The organism is Candidatus Desulforudis audaxviator MP104C (assembly GCF_000018425.1).
Taxonomy (GTDB): Bacteria; Bacillota; Desulfotomaculia; order Desulfotomaculales; family Desulforudaceae; genus Desulforudis; species Desulforudis audaxviator.
In genome coordinates this window covers 743,225-758,714 of record NC_010424.1, presented here as the reverse complement: position 1 = coordinate 758,714, position 15,490 = coordinate 743,225, and the positions used below count along the sequence as shown (strand labels likewise).

General features: G+C 55.1%; 17 protein-coding genes. 3 read left to right on the top strand and 14 right to left on the bottom strand.

The features are described 5' to 3' along the window. Position 1 precedes the first annotated feature (1 nt). The 13 genes from DAUD_RS03645 to DAUD_RS03585 all read right to left on the bottom strand — a co-directional run bounded on the left by DAUD_RS03645 (position 2) and on the right by DAUD_RS03585 (position 11,885). Positions 2 to 550 carry a hypothetical protein gene (locus tag DAUD_RS03645; protein ID WP_012301839.1) on the bottom strand — a complete coding sequence of 183 codons (549 nt, stop codon included), beginning with the start codon at positions 548 to 550 and terminating at the stop codon, positions 2 to 4. 170 nt (positions 551 to 720) lie between these two features. Continuing rightward, the gene (locus tag DAUD_RS03640; protein ID WP_041570791.1) at positions 721 to 2,406 is read right to left on the bottom strand and encodes an IS1634 family transposase; all 1,686 of its coding nucleotides are present in this window, start codon (positions 2,404 to 2,406) and stop codon (positions 721 to 723) included. Between the two features lie 421 nt (positions 2,407 to 2,827). Then, on the bottom strand, positions 2,828 to 3,034 hold the full coding sequence (locus DAUD_RS03635; RefSeq protein WP_012301837.1) for a hypothetical protein: 207 nt from the start codon (positions 3,032 to 3,034) through the stop codon (positions 2,828 to 2,830). 322 nt (positions 3,035 to 3,356) lie between these two features. After that, positions 3,357 to 3,719 (bottom strand): hypothetical protein, encoded by a 363-nt coding sequence (locus DAUD_RS03630; RefSeq protein WP_012301836.1) that lies wholly within the window; start codon positions 3,717 to 3,719, stop codon positions 3,357 to 3,359. Positions 3,720 to 4,476: 757 nt separating this feature from the next. Further along, on the bottom strand, positions 4,477 to 5,049 hold the full coding sequence (locus DAUD_RS03620) for a hypothetical protein (RefSeq protein ID WP_166485094.1): 573 nt from the start codon (positions 5,047 to 5,049) through the stop codon (positions 4,477 to 4,479). Between the two features lie 3 nt (positions 5,050 to 5,052). Beyond that, on the bottom strand, positions 5,053 to 5,523 hold the full coding sequence (locus tag DAUD_RS03615; RefSeq protein ID WP_166485093.1) for a hypothetical protein: 471 nt from the start codon (positions 5,521 to 5,523) through the stop codon (positions 5,053 to 5,055). A gap of 323 nt (positions 5,524 to 5,846) precedes the next feature. Then, entirely contained in the window at positions 5,847 to 6,287 is a 441-nt protein-coding gene (locus DAUD_RS03610; protein WP_012301834.1) for a hypothetical protein, read from the bottom strand. A 180-nt stretch (positions 6,288 to 6,467) separates the two neighbouring features. Further along, positions 6,468 to 6,608, bottom strand: a complete 141-nt coding sequence (locus DAUD_RS12345; protein WP_166485092.1) for a hypothetical protein — start codon at positions 6,606 to 6,608, stop codon at positions 6,468 to 6,470. A gap of 15 nt (positions 6,609 to 6,623) precedes the next feature. Continuing rightward, positions 6,624 to 7,463, bottom strand: coding sequence for a hypothetical protein (locus DAUD_RS03605; RefSeq protein WP_041570787.1), 840 nt, complete (start codon positions 7,461 to 7,463; stop codon positions 6,624 to 6,626). Between the two features lie 68 nt (positions 7,464 to 7,531). Next, positions 7,532 to 8,185, bottom strand: coding sequence for a helix-hairpin-helix domain-containing protein (locus DAUD_RS12910; RefSeq protein WP_049752554.1), 654 nt, complete (start codon positions 8,183 to 8,185; stop codon positions 7,532 to 7,534). 196 nt (positions 8,186 to 8,381) lie between these two features. Then, positions 8,382 to 9,527, bottom strand: coding sequence for an RNA-guided endonuclease InsQ/TnpB family protein (locus DAUD_RS03595; RefSeq protein WP_012301831.1), 1,146 nt, complete (start codon positions 9,525 to 9,527; stop codon positions 8,382 to 8,384). A 362-nt stretch (positions 9,528 to 9,889) separates the two neighbouring features. Then, entirely contained in the window at positions 9,890 to 11,272 is a 1,383-nt protein-coding gene (locus tag DAUD_RS03590; protein WP_012301830.1) for a zinc ribbon domain-containing protein, read from the bottom strand. A gap of 85 nt (positions 11,273 to 11,357) precedes the next feature. Next, on the bottom strand, positions 11,358 to 11,885 hold the full coding sequence (locus DAUD_RS03585) for a copper amine oxidase N-terminal domain-containing protein (RefSeq protein ID WP_012301829.1): 528 nt from the start codon (positions 11,883 to 11,885) through the stop codon (positions 11,358 to 11,360). 545 nt (positions 11,886 to 12,430) lie between these two features. Here DAUD_RS03585 and DAUD_RS03580 point away from each other — a divergent pair. Beyond that, positions 12,431 to 12,973, top strand: coding sequence for a nuclease-related domain-containing protein (locus DAUD_RS03580; protein WP_049752553.1), 543 nt, complete (start codon positions 12,431 to 12,433; stop codon positions 12,971 to 12,973). On the opposite strand, the gene DAUD_RS13090 is transcribed toward DAUD_RS03580, so the two are convergent. Next, on the bottom strand, positions 12,875 to 13,135 hold the full coding sequence (locus DAUD_RS13090) for a helix-turn-helix domain-containing protein (protein ID WP_416352922.1): 261 nt from the start codon (positions 13,133 to 13,135) through the stop codon (positions 12,875 to 12,877). The two genes, DAUD_RS03580 and DAUD_RS13090, sit on opposite strands and share 99 nt — an antisense overlap. On the opposite strand from DAUD_RS13090, the gene DAUD_RS11485 reads away from it, so the two are divergent. Both DAUD_RS11485 and DAUD_RS03570 read left to right on the top strand, forming a co-directional pair. After that, positions 13,081 to 13,857, top strand: a complete 777-nt coding sequence (locus DAUD_RS11485; protein WP_049752552.1) for a LexA family protein — start codon at positions 13,081 to 13,083, stop codon at positions 13,855 to 13,857. The two genes, DAUD_RS13090 and DAUD_RS11485, sit on opposite strands and share 55 nt — an antisense overlap. Positions 13,858 to 13,942: 85 nt before the next feature. Beyond that, positions 13,943 to 15,091, top strand: coding sequence for a type I restriction endonuclease (locus DAUD_RS03570; protein ID WP_012301826.1), 1,149 nt, complete (start codon positions 13,943 to 13,945; stop codon positions 15,089 to 15,091). Positions 15,092 to 15,490: the final 399 nt, after the last annotated feature.

Below are 15,490 nucleotides of genomic sequence, written 5' to 3'. Positions count from 1 at the left end.
TTCAATAGCCGGGGGTGAGGATCCCCATGACCAGCAGCGGTGCGCCGGCCGACCGTAGGGGTGAGGCGATGGAGCCGGCCCTGCCGCCCTGAGTCAGCCGCTGCGGCAGCCCTAATAAACCCAACCCCGACACCAGTACCCCCAATCCTAACCCGAAGCCCAAACGCCACGCGATACCTAATTCCAAGCCCGATTGGGCGGCATGAATTGCCAAACTGCCGCCAACCGCGCCTGCGGAGAGGAATAACAGTGCTAATAACCCGTATAGCTTCCTTCTGTTATTTCCGCCATCCGTCAGGACTCCCAGCACCAGGATCAGCAAACCGGCTGCGAAAAACCCTTCCGCCGGATATTTCTCACCCAACCTGATTATGTGTTCCAGAGGACCGGGAAAGAGGTAACCCCCGTAGAAACAGAAGCCTGCCCCCAATCCCGCGACCAGCGACCGTTTCCAGCTCGTGAACAGACCGCTTTTCCCCGACAAAAAGATCTGCCAGGCCAAAACCAGTGTTAGGCTGAACGAAATGAATGCCGTAATTCTCTTCACCACCTAAAAACCACGTTCAAACCGGATGTGGAGCTGTCAGGAACCCGCCGGTTACGAGTGAGTGTGATTGACTTGCCCCATGCTACCCGGGTTCGACAGCTGCTAGATAAACCAACGGCACAACAAGGCTTCCCCCAAGGGCTCCGGGGAATGGGAAAATTATAGGTGTTTATCTAGGTTATCCGGCAGTCAGAAGTAGTGATGTTCAGTATTTTCGGGGGTTGGGGGATTTTCAGGGCTTTGAACAATTGGTGTTGATCAGGTTCTGTTTCAGTGCGCTGATGCACACGTGCCGTGGGGAACTGGAACTCACCCACGTGCATTCGCTGCAGGTGTGCACGGATGGTGCGCCAGGTCTGTCCAGTTTGGTTCTCCGCTATCCGGACCAGGAGCAGGGCCAACCAGCAGAGCAGCACGTGGGCACGGATGCGGTCCTCCAGCCGGTGGCGGGTACCACCCGAAGGGTGGTCGGGCCGCAGCTCCAGGGTGCTCTTCAGGGTGCGGAAGGCATCCTCCACCTGCAGCAACTGCTTGTAGCCGAGGGCCACGTCCTCCGGGGCGAGGGTGTCATCTGAAGTACGCAGGAGGTACTTGCCGTCCAGGCGTTCCTCGGCCTTGATCTTGTCCTTGTCGATCCGGGGTTGGCCGCGCTTGTCGGTCTTGAGGTAGCGGCCGTAGGTGGGGTGAGCGATGATACTGCAGACCGCCTTGGTGTGGGGCGCACCGTTTAGTTCGCCGATACGGGCCAACTCAAGCTTGAGTTTGTCCAGGGTCTCTTCGCGCTTGGCCTTGTCCCACTCGGCCTCCTCGGGGTTGCGGACCAGGACGTAGCGGGTGCGGGCCTCGCCGTCGCCGATGACGATCTCCTTGACCTCCAGGTTGTCGCGCACGGTCTTGAAGCGGCCCGGGTGGGAAAGCGCCTTTTCCACCGTGTTCTTGCCGGCCCGCATGCGCTCGCCGGCAATGTAGTGGCCGCCGGCCCTTTGCAGATAGCGCAGGTTCTCCTCGGAAGCCATGCCGCGGTCCAGGACGGTGATCACCCGGCCAAGCTTCCAGCCCACGAGGTCTTTTTTGACCTCCTGGACCACGGACATATCGGCGGTGTTGCCCGGCCATACCCAGCAGCGTACCGGGATACCGTCCCTGGTCACCGCGAGACCGATCACCGCTTGGGGCAGATCCGGCCGGGAGTCCTTGGAGTGACCCTTACGCCTTAAACCCTCGTCATCTTCGGTTTCGATCTCGAAGTAAGTGGAGGTGGTGTCAAAGTACAAAAGGTCCACCTCCAGATTAAAGAGATGGCTGACTTGACAAAAGACTTGGTACTGCAAGGATTCCTCGGCCTCCAGCAAGAAGTCCATGGCCCGGTAGAGGTGGTGGAGCGGGATCTCCGGCAAGTCCGGGATGTATACGTCCTGGGCCACCCACTCTTCCACGGCGCGCTTGCTCATGGGAGCCAGGGCCCGGTTGGCCACCAGGGCGAAAATGGTCCGTTCCACCGGGCTCTGGAACTTGCGTTCTTTGAACAGTTGCGTAAGAATCCGGTCCACACCCAGGTGTTTCCATAGTCCTTGCAGTACCCAGGCGCCACCGAAGGGCTTGGAACTTTCAAACCCGAATTCCGTACCGTAGTCGCGGCGGGCTTCAAAGCGCAGCAACTCATCCGGCCCCAGGTAGCGGCAAATACTCCGGGCCAGGCGCTCCAGGCCCGCGCGGTCCACGTTTTCTGCACGGCCGAAGTTGTAGAGCACCTGGACCTCGGAACGACGTGTTTCAGGGTTCCAAGTATTGTGGGCCAGTTGCACGTAGCAGGTTTGGGTTCCGTTTTTGTTCTTGCGGACGGTAGTGCGGATATACATATCTATATTGTAGCACGTGTACCAGTGATTCGACAATACCCAACTTATCAAAACGTATATCTATGCCTTTTTGGATTTACGCAATGCCTGAGCCCGCAAAGTATTGATATTACTGGGTTTTAGTTTTCCGAATGCCTAGAAAATGGCCCGGAACTGTCGAACTCGGGTGCTACAGAAACAAAAATCCCTTCCAAGAAAACTTGATACTTCTCAGAAGGGTTCACCCACAGAACCGCCTTCATCAGTTAGTTGATAAAATTTATTCCATCACGGACCCCGCGCCCGCCGCTTCTTGCCGGGCGAATCCGCCCCGGCGCCGCATTACCTTGCTTTGGCGCACCACCTCCCTTTCTCCCGGGATCTCCCCAGGGGGCCTCCCGGGACGATTTCAGCTATCTCAAAGGCCCCGCGCCTTCCAAGCCTAGCCGACGACCTTGGCGTCCTCATCCGGGCGCGGGAGGAAGTCCACCACGTAGCGGTACTGCTTGCCGCAGTGGATGATAACCTCCTTCTGGCCCTTCTTCAAAATCCGCATCTCAATCCTCATCTCCCCATATCCATCGTGACGGAAGAGCGTATCATACAACTGCTGTACTCTGGCCAGAACCTGTTCATTGGTGTGTGCCATAAACGCCTCCCTTCCATAATGGTTAACCGATCCTGACCCATCGGGTCTTCACCCCGCTGGCGCGGTCCAGCTACAAATGGGAAACGACGTATAAAAAGCGCACCACCATTGTCGCTTGTTGTGCAGCTTGGGAAATACCCGCGTTGAGCGTGGGCGTCACCCGGCCAGGGGCAAAACTGTTTGCAACGCAAATTGCTCGGGTTGCAATCCTCTTGCCAAATCCGGTCGTGCCGGCTTCGAGAGCCGACCTCAAGCCCTTAAATCCGGGGCAAAGGAGCAGGTTGGAGGGAGCTTGACCGGCATATCAGAGAGCAGAACCGTTTTATTTCTCTTGCTGTCGCTCGTTTTCCTCACGCCTCTTCCTCTCTTCCTCACGCTTCTTCTTTTCCTCACGCGCCTTCCTCAAACCCAAAATATCGGCTTCGTACAGGGATTGAAGTCCTCCGAGGTAAAGCCAGCCAACAGGAGGAACAATAACAGCCGCAATAACTCCCCACCACCACGGCGTCTGCAAAACCCACACAGTGAAAACAGGTAAGTAGATCGTCACTACTACTACGCCAAACAACCTGACCTTCTCCATTGACCAGCGCTTGATCGTTCCCCAAACTAGCATCCACACAAGGGCTGCGAGCGCGAGTCCCGCAGTGATCCAGAAGCGCATCATTAAAACATCGTCATCCACGTCAAGTCGACCTCCTTATTGGCAGGGGTGAACATGGGGACCGGGCCGCGCAGGCCCGGTCCCCGTTCGTTGCTTCACCTGCGGCCGGTTGAGGAGGCCAGAGCCCCTGCCACCGACAACGTTCTCGCCCTGATAAAACTTAAGGCCTGCCCACCAGAAGCCCTCGTGAGGCTGGTCACCGAACGCGCCGCGACCCCGAATGCAATACCCCTGGTGTTGACCGCGATCGAAAGGACCGCGTCGGCTCTGCTTATCTCGCCCCTTCTCCATTGGACGACGGTGGCAATTGCACTTGTGCCGGCGGCACCCATCGAAACGAAACTAAGGAATCCTACAGCGACCGGAGCCACTGACGCTGCAGCCAGGACAAAAGCCGCAGTTGCAGCCACTCCACCCACATAGCTGGCGTACCTATTGATGTTCCCCGCGTACCTGCCGATGTTCCCCGCCATGCCATTCCCACGCACGGCCTCCATCTCTTCGGCGGTTAGCTGCCCGGCAGCGGCACTTGCACTGGCGGCGGGTTCAACACTCCGGACGGCGTCGCCGCTCTCGACACCGGCTTCGTCAAGCTGTCTTAAAGGGAGAGGCTGCACCTGGGAAAGAGATTCCATATACTCCTTTGGTTCTTCGGTTCCGTAAGCAGGAATATCTTCTGCTGACCCTCTTCCAGTGCATTTATCAAGCTGTTCCGCTTGAATACAAGGCCTGGCGGCAAGACGGGGTGCTTACCAATCTGGATAAGGTGAACCTCCGGCTATCCTTCGGATTTCTCTAAGTGCGCAGAAAGCTCTGCCGCTTTGATGAGGATCCTCACTCCCCCCCAGAAAGTGAATTCCACAGCATCCACGTTGGTATCATTAAGATAAAGGAACAAATGGGTTAAGGTTTTATCTTCTTCAAAAGGCATCTCTGGATCACGACCCTCGATGCGCAAAAAGTGTACATTACGGAATGTCAACGTCAAATAAGCTTCCTGATCTGTTCCCAAACGACAGTTCCAAATCATTTCTAACTCACGATCGGCAATAGAATAACGGTATCCCATGAAATCAGCATTGTTATGCAAATCGAGGTTCTTGTCATCTACCCAGACTTCAATAACTGGCTCATTGGGTGTTATTGCAATATTTCGTATGAGCATTTTACCACCCGCTCCTTTGTTCTTGGTGAAGGCAGCCATGGATGCTACAGAAGATGGTGCTACAGAAGATAAAAGAGCTAAGCTCACATTAATTCCGGGGAAAGAAGGAATGGGGTTGTGATGTTGAATTCTGAAAACAATGCGAGCCTGGCTCTTTAATTCACACCTTTGATTCATATAATGCAAGATTCACGACAAGCAATCTCTGTATAATTCACGGCAAGCAATCTCTGTATAATCATAACCTTCGCCACTATCATACACCTTCTGCATAATAGCTCCAACACTTGGCATAGAATCAAGCCACTTGCCCGTGTCTTCGTGCAACAAGGTCTCTACCATAAGTATGTCTCTTACTGCCAATTCTTGCGAGAAAAATATTATCAAACTACCAGAAAAATAACGCTGTCCTGTAAATTCAAACGGCCATCTCTCATTGCCCGATAATGAAAGTACTGGAAACTTTTTTTCGCCGATAAACAATATACGCCCCCGAAAAGACTCTTTGATAATATTTTTCTGCCCCCGATTCAACATATTCAGTGGGGTCGTGCAAAAAGCAAAGGGCTCACCAATTACTAGTAATTTATCATATACAGCCTGATCATTTGCATCCCACTCAGGAAATGAACTTGGTATTTTAAGAATCACCGCCATCATACAGCCCTCCAACTCCGTACCCGGACAAGGGCGTGAACCCGCCCTTGTCCGATTGTTTGATGTTTAGTATGGATTGATTCGCCAAGGATTGTTCTGGTAGATATGATAACGTGCATGGTTTTTAGTATTAGTCCCCCAACCCACATGCCGACCAAATCTATCAGTACCAATATGAACCCTGTGTACACCGTTTTGCAGCAACAACGTATGCTGAGACCTTGTGTTATTTACAACACGGAAAGTATTTGGAGCAATTCGTGGTGCGGCCCATAAAAACCGCGGCTTGGGAACCCGCCTCCTTCAGGGGGCGGGAGGAAAGGCCGCTAAGACACCTCCCAAACAATTGAATCGCGGTTCTGTAGTTTTTTCAGCTTGTTGACTGATACGTTGACAAGCTCTTTTCCCTGCCAGTCGGCTACCCGAACAGAGCCGGAAGAACGAAGGGTGTTGATGTAGCCGACGACTTTTGCGCCTCCGGCCTTGTATTCCACCAGGCCGTTCCTCATAAACCGGACGCCGTTCTTGCTGATCAGATAGCGGTTGCTCTGGGCCTTCGCACGCTTGCCGCCCTTGAAGGGGTTGGCCCGGTGGAGCTGGCGATTCTTGGTGCGGACGAAGCGGCCCTGAAGAAAAGGCGGCAGGTCTGTTAAGTCCGGCTTCACGCCGAAGGCCGCATAGACCAGGGCGGCCGCGTCGGCCCAGTGCTCTTTGCCCAGGCTCAGCTTAACACGGGCCTTCTTTACCCTGCCGGGATTGATTTTCACCGCATCCAGAGCGTTGAAGAGCGGGTTGAGGGCGTTTAACCGGGCCGGCCAGCGATAGGACTCGTAAACCGCTTTGATTTCGATTTCTCCGGCAGTTACCCTTTGGTTGCTCCTGACAAAAACTAACTCCTCTCACGAAAGAATAAGAAAACCCCAAGCCAAGGGCAGCAGCCTCGCATCCTATTCCACACAAGCCACGCCCTGCGCCTTGATGTCCGCCAGCCTGGACGGCCCGATGCCGCTCACCCTGCTTAAGTTGTCCCGCGACACGGCGGCCTTGGTGCTACTTGCCCTGCCAAACAGTACTGGACACTGTCCCAAGCCCAACGCCTCACGCTAGGTCGCACTGAAGCCCCGCGCCCGGTGAGAGGCGTGCCGAGTGAAGAGGACCCTGCCGGAAAACCGTTCTCTTAGCTGCACAAGCAGGGAATCATCTCCTTGATCGTGATCCAAGATCAGAACCGTATTGTCCGGCCCGGTTCGACTGCATGTCAACAGCCTTTCGAGTTCGGCTTTCTGCTTTTTTCTTTTGCCCATGAGAATAAGCTGAGTGTTGTCGCTCCCGCCTTCGTTCAAGAATCTCCACCAGTTTGAAAGACTCCGGGCAGCAAAAGTCCTGAGCGCAGGTCGCTTCATCAGAACCCGCCAGATATGGGGTGAGCGGACAGTATAGTTTGCAACAATGGGACAGAGGGCTTGGGTCAGCACAAGGGGAATTTCACCTCTCCTGGCCAGATCAAAGGCCTTTTCCGCTGAGGAAATCCCCATATCCCGATGCAAACCGAATTCGTCAATAATCGCAATGGTGCCCTTTCTCATCCAATAGGTATCAAAAGCTGACTTGGCGGCCTCGACCGGGTCGTCGGATACATTTCTTTCCAGCAAGCTCTTAACATGCTTTAGGCCCGCCTCCCCCGCAACGCAGAATCCGGAGATGACGTAGTCCGCCTTGATCTTGTTCCGCATCAGCAGGGCCGCGTTGCCTACCGGAGCATGAAAAGCCAATGTGCCTTCTTCAAAAAAGATGGGCCACTGAGTGGAAAGCCACTCGTCTATGTGGCGATGGAAGAAGTACAGCTTAAGGTCTCGCTGTGTCCACTTTTCCAGGTATCGGCGCAACGCTTCCTGATCAATAACGTTTCTTCCCCGGCAACAATCCAACGTAATCAACCCCAAACCGGTTTTTGGCCACCCGAGATAACGATACCACAAGGCTTTTGTATGCCCCAGGGTTGGCTGGCTGATTATTTTACGTAAGCCACACCCTGTTCTTTAATGTCAGCCAACCTGCTTGGTCCGATGCCGCTCACCCTGCTCAGGTCGTCCAGCGAGGCAAACGGGCGCAGGCGGATGATCTCCTCGGCCCTGCTCTGCCCGATGTGGACGATCTGCTGAAGTTCTTCCAGCGTAGCCGTGTTGATGTTCACTTTGCGGGGAGACGGCGACGGCATCGGCTGAACGGCCGCCGTCCTCTGGGTGCTGACGGAATAACCGCGGTCGGTCAACGAAACCACGATGTTGCCGTGGAGGTCGGTCCGGTAAATCTCGATTCCGGCGGCCGCCAGCTTGGCCAGAGTTTCTTCGTGCGGGTGGCCGTAACGGTTCCCATCCCCGACCATGATCACGGCGACATCCGGGCTCACCTTGGCCAGGAATGCATCCGTGGTCGAGGTCCTGCTCCCGTGGTGGCCGACCTTCAATATGTTGGCGTCCAGGTTCCTGTGAAGGATGGCCCCCTCCCCGTCCTTCTCCGCGTCGCCGGTGAAGATGAACGAGCCGCCGGGACAAGAGAGTCTGGCAACCACCGAATTGTCGTTTAAGTCTCGGTGCGTGTGAGTGGGCCCGAGAATATCGAAGGTGCAGTTTCCGAAGGTCCAGGACTGGCCGGCCACCTTCATGTAGTCCGCGCTCTCCGCCCGGACCGCGGCCCAGTAGCGCTGTTGACATCCTCCCGACCCCCTGAAGGGGGTGGGATTCCCTGGGTAACCAGGGGCGGTATTTTCTTGCGATTTCCCGCTGGTTCCTGCTTCGTTGGGGAGCCTTCGCTCTAACCCTCTACAGGCAGACACCGCGTGCCCCGCGGCGTTTTAAGGTTTATGCCGCCAGCTTGACTTTCGCTCTTTGGAGGATTACCTTGGCGGCGTTGACGTCGGCGTGTTCCGTGTGCCCGCACTTCACGCATCGGAACAGGTTGCGGCTGGTGCGGCTTTCCGGATCGGTGTGCCCGCATGCCGAGCAGGTGTGGCTGGTTCCTGGCGCGGGTACAGGTACAACTTGTCCGCCATGTTCGTTCAGTTTGTACTCCAGCATGCGTTCGAACATGCTCCAGCCCTGATCCAGGATGGCGCGGTTCAAGCCAGACTTGGCCCTGACGTTGCGGCCGGGGTTTTCCAGGGTGCCCTTCGCCGAGCGCGTCATGTTCCCGACCGGCAGGTCTTCCAGCGCGACTACAGCGTGGCTCTTGCTGATCTTGCTGGAGAGCTTGTGCAGGAAGTCGTGACGCGTCCGGGCGATCTTCTGGTGCAGTTTGGCGATCCGGTTTCTGGTCTTTCGCCAGTTTTCGGAGAACTTTTTTTGGCGGGCCAGTTTCCGCTGCAGCCGTGCCAGCTTGTCCAGAGCGTTTTTCAATGCATTCACCGGCGTTACCAGTTCGCCTTCGGACGTGGCGGCGAAGACGTCTACGCCCCGGTCCAGCCCGATCATGGACTCTGTATGCGAAACGGGATCGGGCAGCTCTATTTCGACCTGGAAGGAGACGTACCACCCGTCGGCTTCGCGGGTGACGGTGGCCTGCTTGATCGTGCCGGGCACTTCTTGGCTTTTGAAGAACCCGACCCATCCGATTTTGGGTAGGCAGACGCGGCGGTTGTCGATCTTCACGCCTTGCGGGAACCGGAAGCTGTCGTCCCGGCCCTTCTTTTTGAAGCGGGGCTGTTTTTTGAGCGGTTGGTTTTTGTCGAAAGTGTCTGCGAAGGCCCGGTCCAAGTCCTTGAGCTTTTGCTGAAGGACTTGGGAGTGCGCTTCGGCCAGAAAGCCGTATTCTTCGGATTGTTTCCAGAGCCGCAGGAGCCCGCAGAGATCAGAGTACCACATGATCGGGGCTTTGCGCTCCAGCCGATCCAAATTCAACCGCAGGGCTTTATTCCATACAAAGCGGGCGTGTCCGGCCATGGTAGCGAAGGCCCGTTGCAGTTCTGGCGTGGTTTTTAGTTTGAACTTGTATCCCCGGATGACGCGCATGCAGTTTCCTGCCCTTGTTGGTTTCTAACCATATTGTGCCACAAACCAATGTTTTTGGCAAACAGCCGCTTTCATCCCGCCCCCCCTGAAGGAGGCGGGCCTTCCCGCGGCGGTTTGTAACCAGTGTCGCCAGCGTCGATCAGAATGTCCACGTTGTCCGGCAAGTGAATCCTCCCTCCACTGAAGTGGAGGGCATCCATCCATAGGCACGGGCGAAGTCTCGGCATGCGGCAGCGGGGCTGCCACCCAGACCTGCCTGACCCCTTAGGCTGGACGGGTTCCTGGATTCCCGGACACCAACCGGGAACGTCGTCCCGGCGGCGACCCCTCCCTTTCGGGAGTCGCAGGCTTTCGCAAAACGGTCAAGCGGTTTTTTGTCGCAACCGCTTTTCCTCCCGAACGAACCAGGCCGTCCCAGTGTTAATGGCAGCGTTGATGTGGCTGTTGTGAACAATGCTACAGTTCCTGCACTTCAAAACGTTGCCGTCTCTTGAAGTATCCAGCGAGCCGCACAACGAACACCGGTTGCTGGTGTCCTTCGGAGGGATAAGAGCAACCAGTATGCCCCGCACTTTTGCCTTGTACGCGGTATGCTTAATCACCCTCCGGTGCAACCAGTAACCAATCCTCCGGCGCATCCTGGCCGAACCGTGCTTGTCCCTGTCCGGCCTGAAGCGTTTCAGGTTCTCGAAGACGATGACCCTTGCACCCCACTCCACGGCAAGGTCAACCAACTGTTTGCTTAAATGGTGGGCATAATTGTCATTCACCGCGCGGACCTTGCGCCAGAGCCTCTTGCAGGGCCGGTGGCCCTTCGGGACTATCCCCAGACCGCTCACGTCCCGGGCAATGAGCCCCAGCAGACGGTGGACGTCCGTCGTGTTACACGCCGCCAGGCTGATGTGTCTGACTTTGTGAACCGTACCGCCCTTGCCCACCAGGGCGCACACCGCCCGGTTCCTGCGACCCAGGTTCAAGTCCACGGCAAGCACTTTCGGGTTCTTAGACAGGTAGTAGTCGGCGAACTTGATGACGTTGGACTTCTTCTCGAAAGCGGTCACCAGGCAGAAGAGGCCCTCTTTTTCGTAAATGGAGGGCACGGTCATCTCCCAGGAATCATCCAGATGGAGCTTTCTAGAGTGACTGGTGGGCTCAACCTCCACGGTGATGAACCGCCAGTCATAGCCGTCCCAGACTTTCAGCTGGATGGTGTTGGTTTTCAGCGAAAGGTTTTTAAAGTCACCCTTGTAGAAGGTCATACCAACGTTCCCCGCCGTAGGGTACTTTGGCGGGTGCTCGTCGAAAGGTATCGGCTTTTTGCCTTCGGCGACACGCCTTTCGTTCCTGGCCTGCATCCTTTCTTTTTTCCTGAGCCACCGCCGGTAGTTGGAATACCAGCTCTGTGCCATCCCGATAGCCTTGGCAATAATTGCCCGGCGCAAATATGCGGGAAACTTGGGCCAAACGGTGTCTATCGGGTAAGGCGGGTTGGGGTTGCCGCCGAATTTTTCCCCGGTCTTCCTGTTCGTGCGGGGTTCGGTCCTGACGGTCAGTTTTTCCAGCGCCCTCGTGCCGGAATTCCTGTTCCATTCGGGCAGCTTATCGAGGTTGTCGTGAATGACGTTCAGGTAAAAACCCAAAACTGCCCGGTAGATTTCTTCCGTCTGCCGGATCATCTCCGGGGTGCCGGTGATAAATCTCTTAATGCGTTGTTTGCTTGAGATTACGTTTTTGAGCACGGGCATTTTCTTCACCTGCCATGGCTTCATTGTACCATGGCAGTAATTGCAAAAACAAGTGCTCCTAAAGTCTGGCCGCCTTGACTCCCCATTAAAATGGGAAGGATGCGGCGGCTAATTTCTCAATGTAGATGGCGTCGCTTTGGCCAATGTCGATGAAGTGCACCTTGGCCCCGGCCGTCGGAGCGGAGGGCGCGGGTGCTGCATCACCGGACCGGATGGTGATCCGCCCGCTGTCGTACACGACCTCCGCGCCGAGGCTCTCGCCGACGAAGCGCAGCGGCACCAACGTGCGGCCGCCCATGATCTTCCCTGGCACGTCCAGGGTCACAGCCTGGCCAGAGACAAAGGCGGTCCTGGAGCCGATGGTCAACCTGACGGTCGTGGCACCCTTCGTGCCGGTGACCGTTTGCGTGGCGGCGTCCCACGCCACGTCTGCGCCCAGGGCCTCGAAGATGGCCCGCAATGGAACCAGCGTGCGGCCCTGCTCAACCGCCGGCGGCACGTCGAAGGCAAGCGCCTGGCCGTCTACGGTGACCGTGGGTTGGGCCGCGGCCGGCAGGACGAGGGCGAAGGCCAAGATTAAAGCCAAAGCAAGAATCCAAAGGGATCTGCGCATCGGGGACACCTGTTCTTAACCTCCGGAGGATTTTTGTCTTGGTTCGGCGGCAGAGACAGTTTTCCTTCGGAGAATGCCGTCGAATCCTGCCAGTTTTGCGCGGAAGCGCCTCTCTGCGCAGGAGTTTTGGACATCGTATCGAATGACAGTCCACAAGACGCAAAGGGTAACCTGGGCGACCGCTGAGAGGCGGTTTCAGTGTCTTATGGAGGTTCGACAGGCAACGACACATTTTGACGTGAAGGCGTGGGAGTTTAAGCTGTGCGGGTGTGTGCGCCGCCGAGATGAGTCCGCAGGGAACCAAGACAACACAATAAGACCGTAGGGTGAGTTCTAATGGCTAGAAGGAAGACCAGACCACGGCCATTTAGGATGCTTATTGCCTATCTGATCGGTTTGGTACTAATGATCGGGATAGTGGTGGCAGCAGCCCTGGCAAAGTCCGCGGTGGTCAAGGCGGTAACGGGCCTGAGCGAAAAGCTTGTTAGGTAAGTAGCTCGGCCGTTATGGATAGGAGTAGAGGTGATAGGATGCCCGCCCGTAGAATGCGCCAGAATTCCGAAAACAAAGAACGCTTCCGCCAGTTGATCAAGGAAAAGGTTGCCCGGGAGAAGGACAAGATGAAGGACCGGATCGACGAGGAGCTGCCCTCCTGGGCCGCCTGGGCCTTAAAGCCCATAGCTGGCGTGATGTTCGACGTCCAGCGGGCCGGCGACAACGCGAAGGGCGAAGGCGGCGAGGACAGCGCCTTTCTGAACCTTTGGCTGATGCTGCCGAGGGACTGGATCGTCCTCAACGACGTGGTGCTGGAACCCAAGCCCGACGAGTTCATCCAACTGGACCACGTTCTTATCGGCCCGCCCGGCATCTATCTGGTGGAAACCAAAGCCTGGGACGGCGCCTTCCTGGCCCACAAGGACAACTGGAAGCGCAAGCAGGGAAACCGCTGGGTGCGGTGCGAGAGCCCCACCAGGCAGAGCCTGCGGCACCTACTTGCTGATGTGCGAACGATCTACCCCGACTTTTTCGGCAAGCACGCTTTGAGTCAGGCCAATACGCTTCCGTGTGGCCCTGATTCTACTTCCTAGGTGGTTCACATTCACACCCTCCTGGTCCCAGTATAGTGGCTGGTATTCACCGTGCCAAGAGGTAGTGTGGCTAAAACCCACATCTTTTTTGTTGGGGGATTTTAGGTATGATGATGTTGAATGATATTCACCTGGAGGCCGTATCCATGGATATTGGTCCACGTATTGCTCGATTCAGGGAGCGTGCCGGCATGTCACAGAAGAAGCTGGCGGAACTTGCCGCTTTGGATCGGTCACACATCTCTAAAATCGAGTCTGGTGACACATCTCCTTCGCTTGAAGCATTGATGCGCATTTGTGAGTCAATGGGGGTCACGCTTGCCGAGTTTTTCGGATCGGATGTTCAGCCAGTACCCGTCGTTGCCGGCGTAGTGAAGGCCAGAATACCCATAAGAACGGAGGACTACTACGAAGGCTTCCTGGAACTGGACAAGAAATGTCGGGCGGACTTTGCTGTCCAGGTTAGTGGAGATAGCATGGTGTGGGCTGGAATCAATGAGGGAGATTTTGCATTATGCCGCAGGTCAGAAGTGGCCCACAACGGACAAATGGTGGTCGCCGCTATCGAGAACAACGACTGGGGTGGTACAATCAAATACTATGTGAACAACGGCAAGCATTACCTGTTGCGGTCTGCGAATCCGGAGTACAAGGACCGGATAATGCCTTCCAATGCCCGGATCGTCGGAACCGTAGTAGCAATACTGAAGCAACCCCCACCTTCTCTTGCCGAGACTGAGACATGGATTACTATTGCCACCGGTCTCTCTGAAGACTGGGGTTCACTCGCGACAACCGCGCATTCTCTCGGGTGGAGTCCACAGGAGATTGAGACCTTGGTCAAGATGATGGCAAAGGTGCCAAGGCAGGTGAAGGATAACTGAGCAGCCGATCAGGACGGGCTCAAGAAGCTTCTTAGATCCGGGTACCGGCTCGCTGATCTTTTTACTTCGGAGAGGGGTTAGTTCGATGGGATTCAAAGAAGATATCCAGAGGCTGTCGGCTCAGATTAGGGAGCGTAAGGATCATGTGGCAAACGAGGAAATGGTGAGACAGGTATTGGTGATGCCCTTTCTTAAGGTATTAGGATTTGACGTCTTTAACCCGCTCGAAGTCCGGCCAGAGTACACTGCAGACTTCGGCAAAAAGAAGGGCGAAAAGGTTGACTATGCCGTATTCAAAGAAGGTACGCCGGTAGTCTTCATTGAAGTGAAGTCCTTATCTGAGGATCTAGTCAATCATGATGCCCAACTGGCACGATATTTTAACACGACACCCCAGGTTCGTTTTGCTATCCTGACTAACGGAGTGGAGTACAAGTTTTTCACCGATCTAAATTCGCCGAACATCATGGATTCGGCGCCCTTCCTTACAGTAGATGTCACTAACCTAACTGACGCCGACATTGAAGTGCTCGGGAGTTTTAGAAAAGACCTCTTTGAAACCGACACCCTCGTGAAGTACGCCGAAGAACTCATTTACACATCTAATATCAATGCCAAGCTCAAGGAACTTTTCAAGAATCCTCCGGACGAGTTTATTCGCTACCTGATTAAAGATTTTAGCGATATGCGAATTACAAGTAATGTTATCGACCGTTTCCGGCCTATTGTAAAGAAATCTATTTCGCTCGCCTTACTCGAAATTGTGAGTCAAGGCCTATTTCAGGAAGAAACTGCTGCTGACCTAAGTGGATCGGATCACATTGGTACCGTTCCAGATCCGACCCTTGACAGTAATAAACAGGCAGAAGCTGGTCGTACCATAGTGACCACTGGTGAAGAGCTTGAAAGCCTTGACATTGTTAAGAGAATTCTTGAGAAATACGGCAGGGATATTTCAGAGTTGAACGCTAAGGACACCACCATCTACTACGGTATTTTTCTAAAGAGTGTTACCCGCTGGCTCATAAGGTTGAATTTGGACAGTACAAATAGGCACTTGACTACCCGGCTGCCGATCGAACAGGCACAGAAGTTGGCGAAGAATTTCAGAGTGGAAGCTGCATCGAAGGGCATTGGCGAAAGCAGAATCTATATCGGGTCCCACAAGGACCTGGCTAAGCTTGAAGAACTGGTGTTGGCCTGTTATGACAACATTGTGAGCACTAAGAGTTGAAGTGATCGCTCACGTTACCCAGGGAGTGGTCCTCCTTGGCAAAGACGGCGGCCACCTACGGGCTGTGGCCGCAGGAGATTGAAAGGCTTGTCGAGCTGTTTGCGCACGTGGTGAAGCAGGTACGGGAGTAGAAATGCCAACAGTGCTACAGGAGCGGGGTTCTGGAGGGAGAGTGAACAGTAATGCCTACAATCTCAGACCTAATTCGGAAGTATCTTAGGGCAAACCCTCAGGGTGGGACTACTGAAGACATACGGCAGTACTGTGTTAAAAATGGCCGGGATGTGACCAACAAAGCCGTGTCCCGAATTCTTTCCAAGTTTCGTGACCGAGGTGAAGTCGTATTCGATGACATGGGACGGTATTATGTCTGGAAGCTACCCTGAGACCTTAATACGA

What these genes read in the sequence shown, in the direction of transcription:
- DAUD_RS03570 (WP_012301826.1), top strand. Translation starts at nt 13,943, where the DNA reads ATGGGATTCAAAGAAGATATCCAGAGGCTGTCGGCTCAGATTAGGGAG.
- DAUD_RS03580 (WP_049752553.1), top strand. Translation starts at nt 12,431, where the DNA reads ATGCGCCAGAATTCCGAAAACAAAGAACGCTTCCGCCAGTTGATCAAG.
- DAUD_RS03640 (WP_041570791.1), bottom strand. Translation starts at nt 2,406, where the DNA reads ATGTATATCCGCACTACCGTCCGCAAGAACAAAAACGGAACCCAAACC.
- DAUD_RS11485 (WP_049752552.1), top strand. Translation starts at nt 13,081, where the DNA reads ATGATGATGTTGAATGATATTCACCTGGAGGCCGTATCCATGGATATT.
- DAUD_RS03590 (WP_012301830.1), bottom strand. Translation starts at nt 11,272, where the DNA reads ATGCCCGTGCTCAAAAACGTAATCTCAAGCAAACAACGCATTAAGAGA.
- DAUD_RS03635 (WP_012301837.1), bottom strand. Translation starts at nt 3,034, where the DNA reads ATGGCACACACCAATGAACAGGTTCTGGCCAGAGTACAGCAGTTGTAT.
- DAUD_RS03585 (WP_012301829.1), bottom strand. Translation starts at nt 11,885, where the DNA reads ATGCGCAGATCCCTTTGGATTCTTGCTTTGGCTTTAATCTTGGCCTTC.
- DAUD_RS12910 (WP_049752554.1), bottom strand. Translation starts at nt 8,185, where the DNA reads ATGAAGGTGGCCGGCCAGTCCTGGACCTTCGGAAACTGCACCTTCGAT.
- DAUD_RS03615 (WP_166485093.1), bottom strand. Translation starts at nt 5,523, where the DNA reads ATGATGGCGGTGATTCTTAAAATACCAAGTTCATTTCCTGAGTGGGAT.
- DAUD_RS03595 (WP_012301831.1), bottom strand. Translation starts at nt 9,527, where the DNA reads ATGCGCGTCATCCGGGGATACAAGTTCAAACTAAAAACCACGCCAGAA.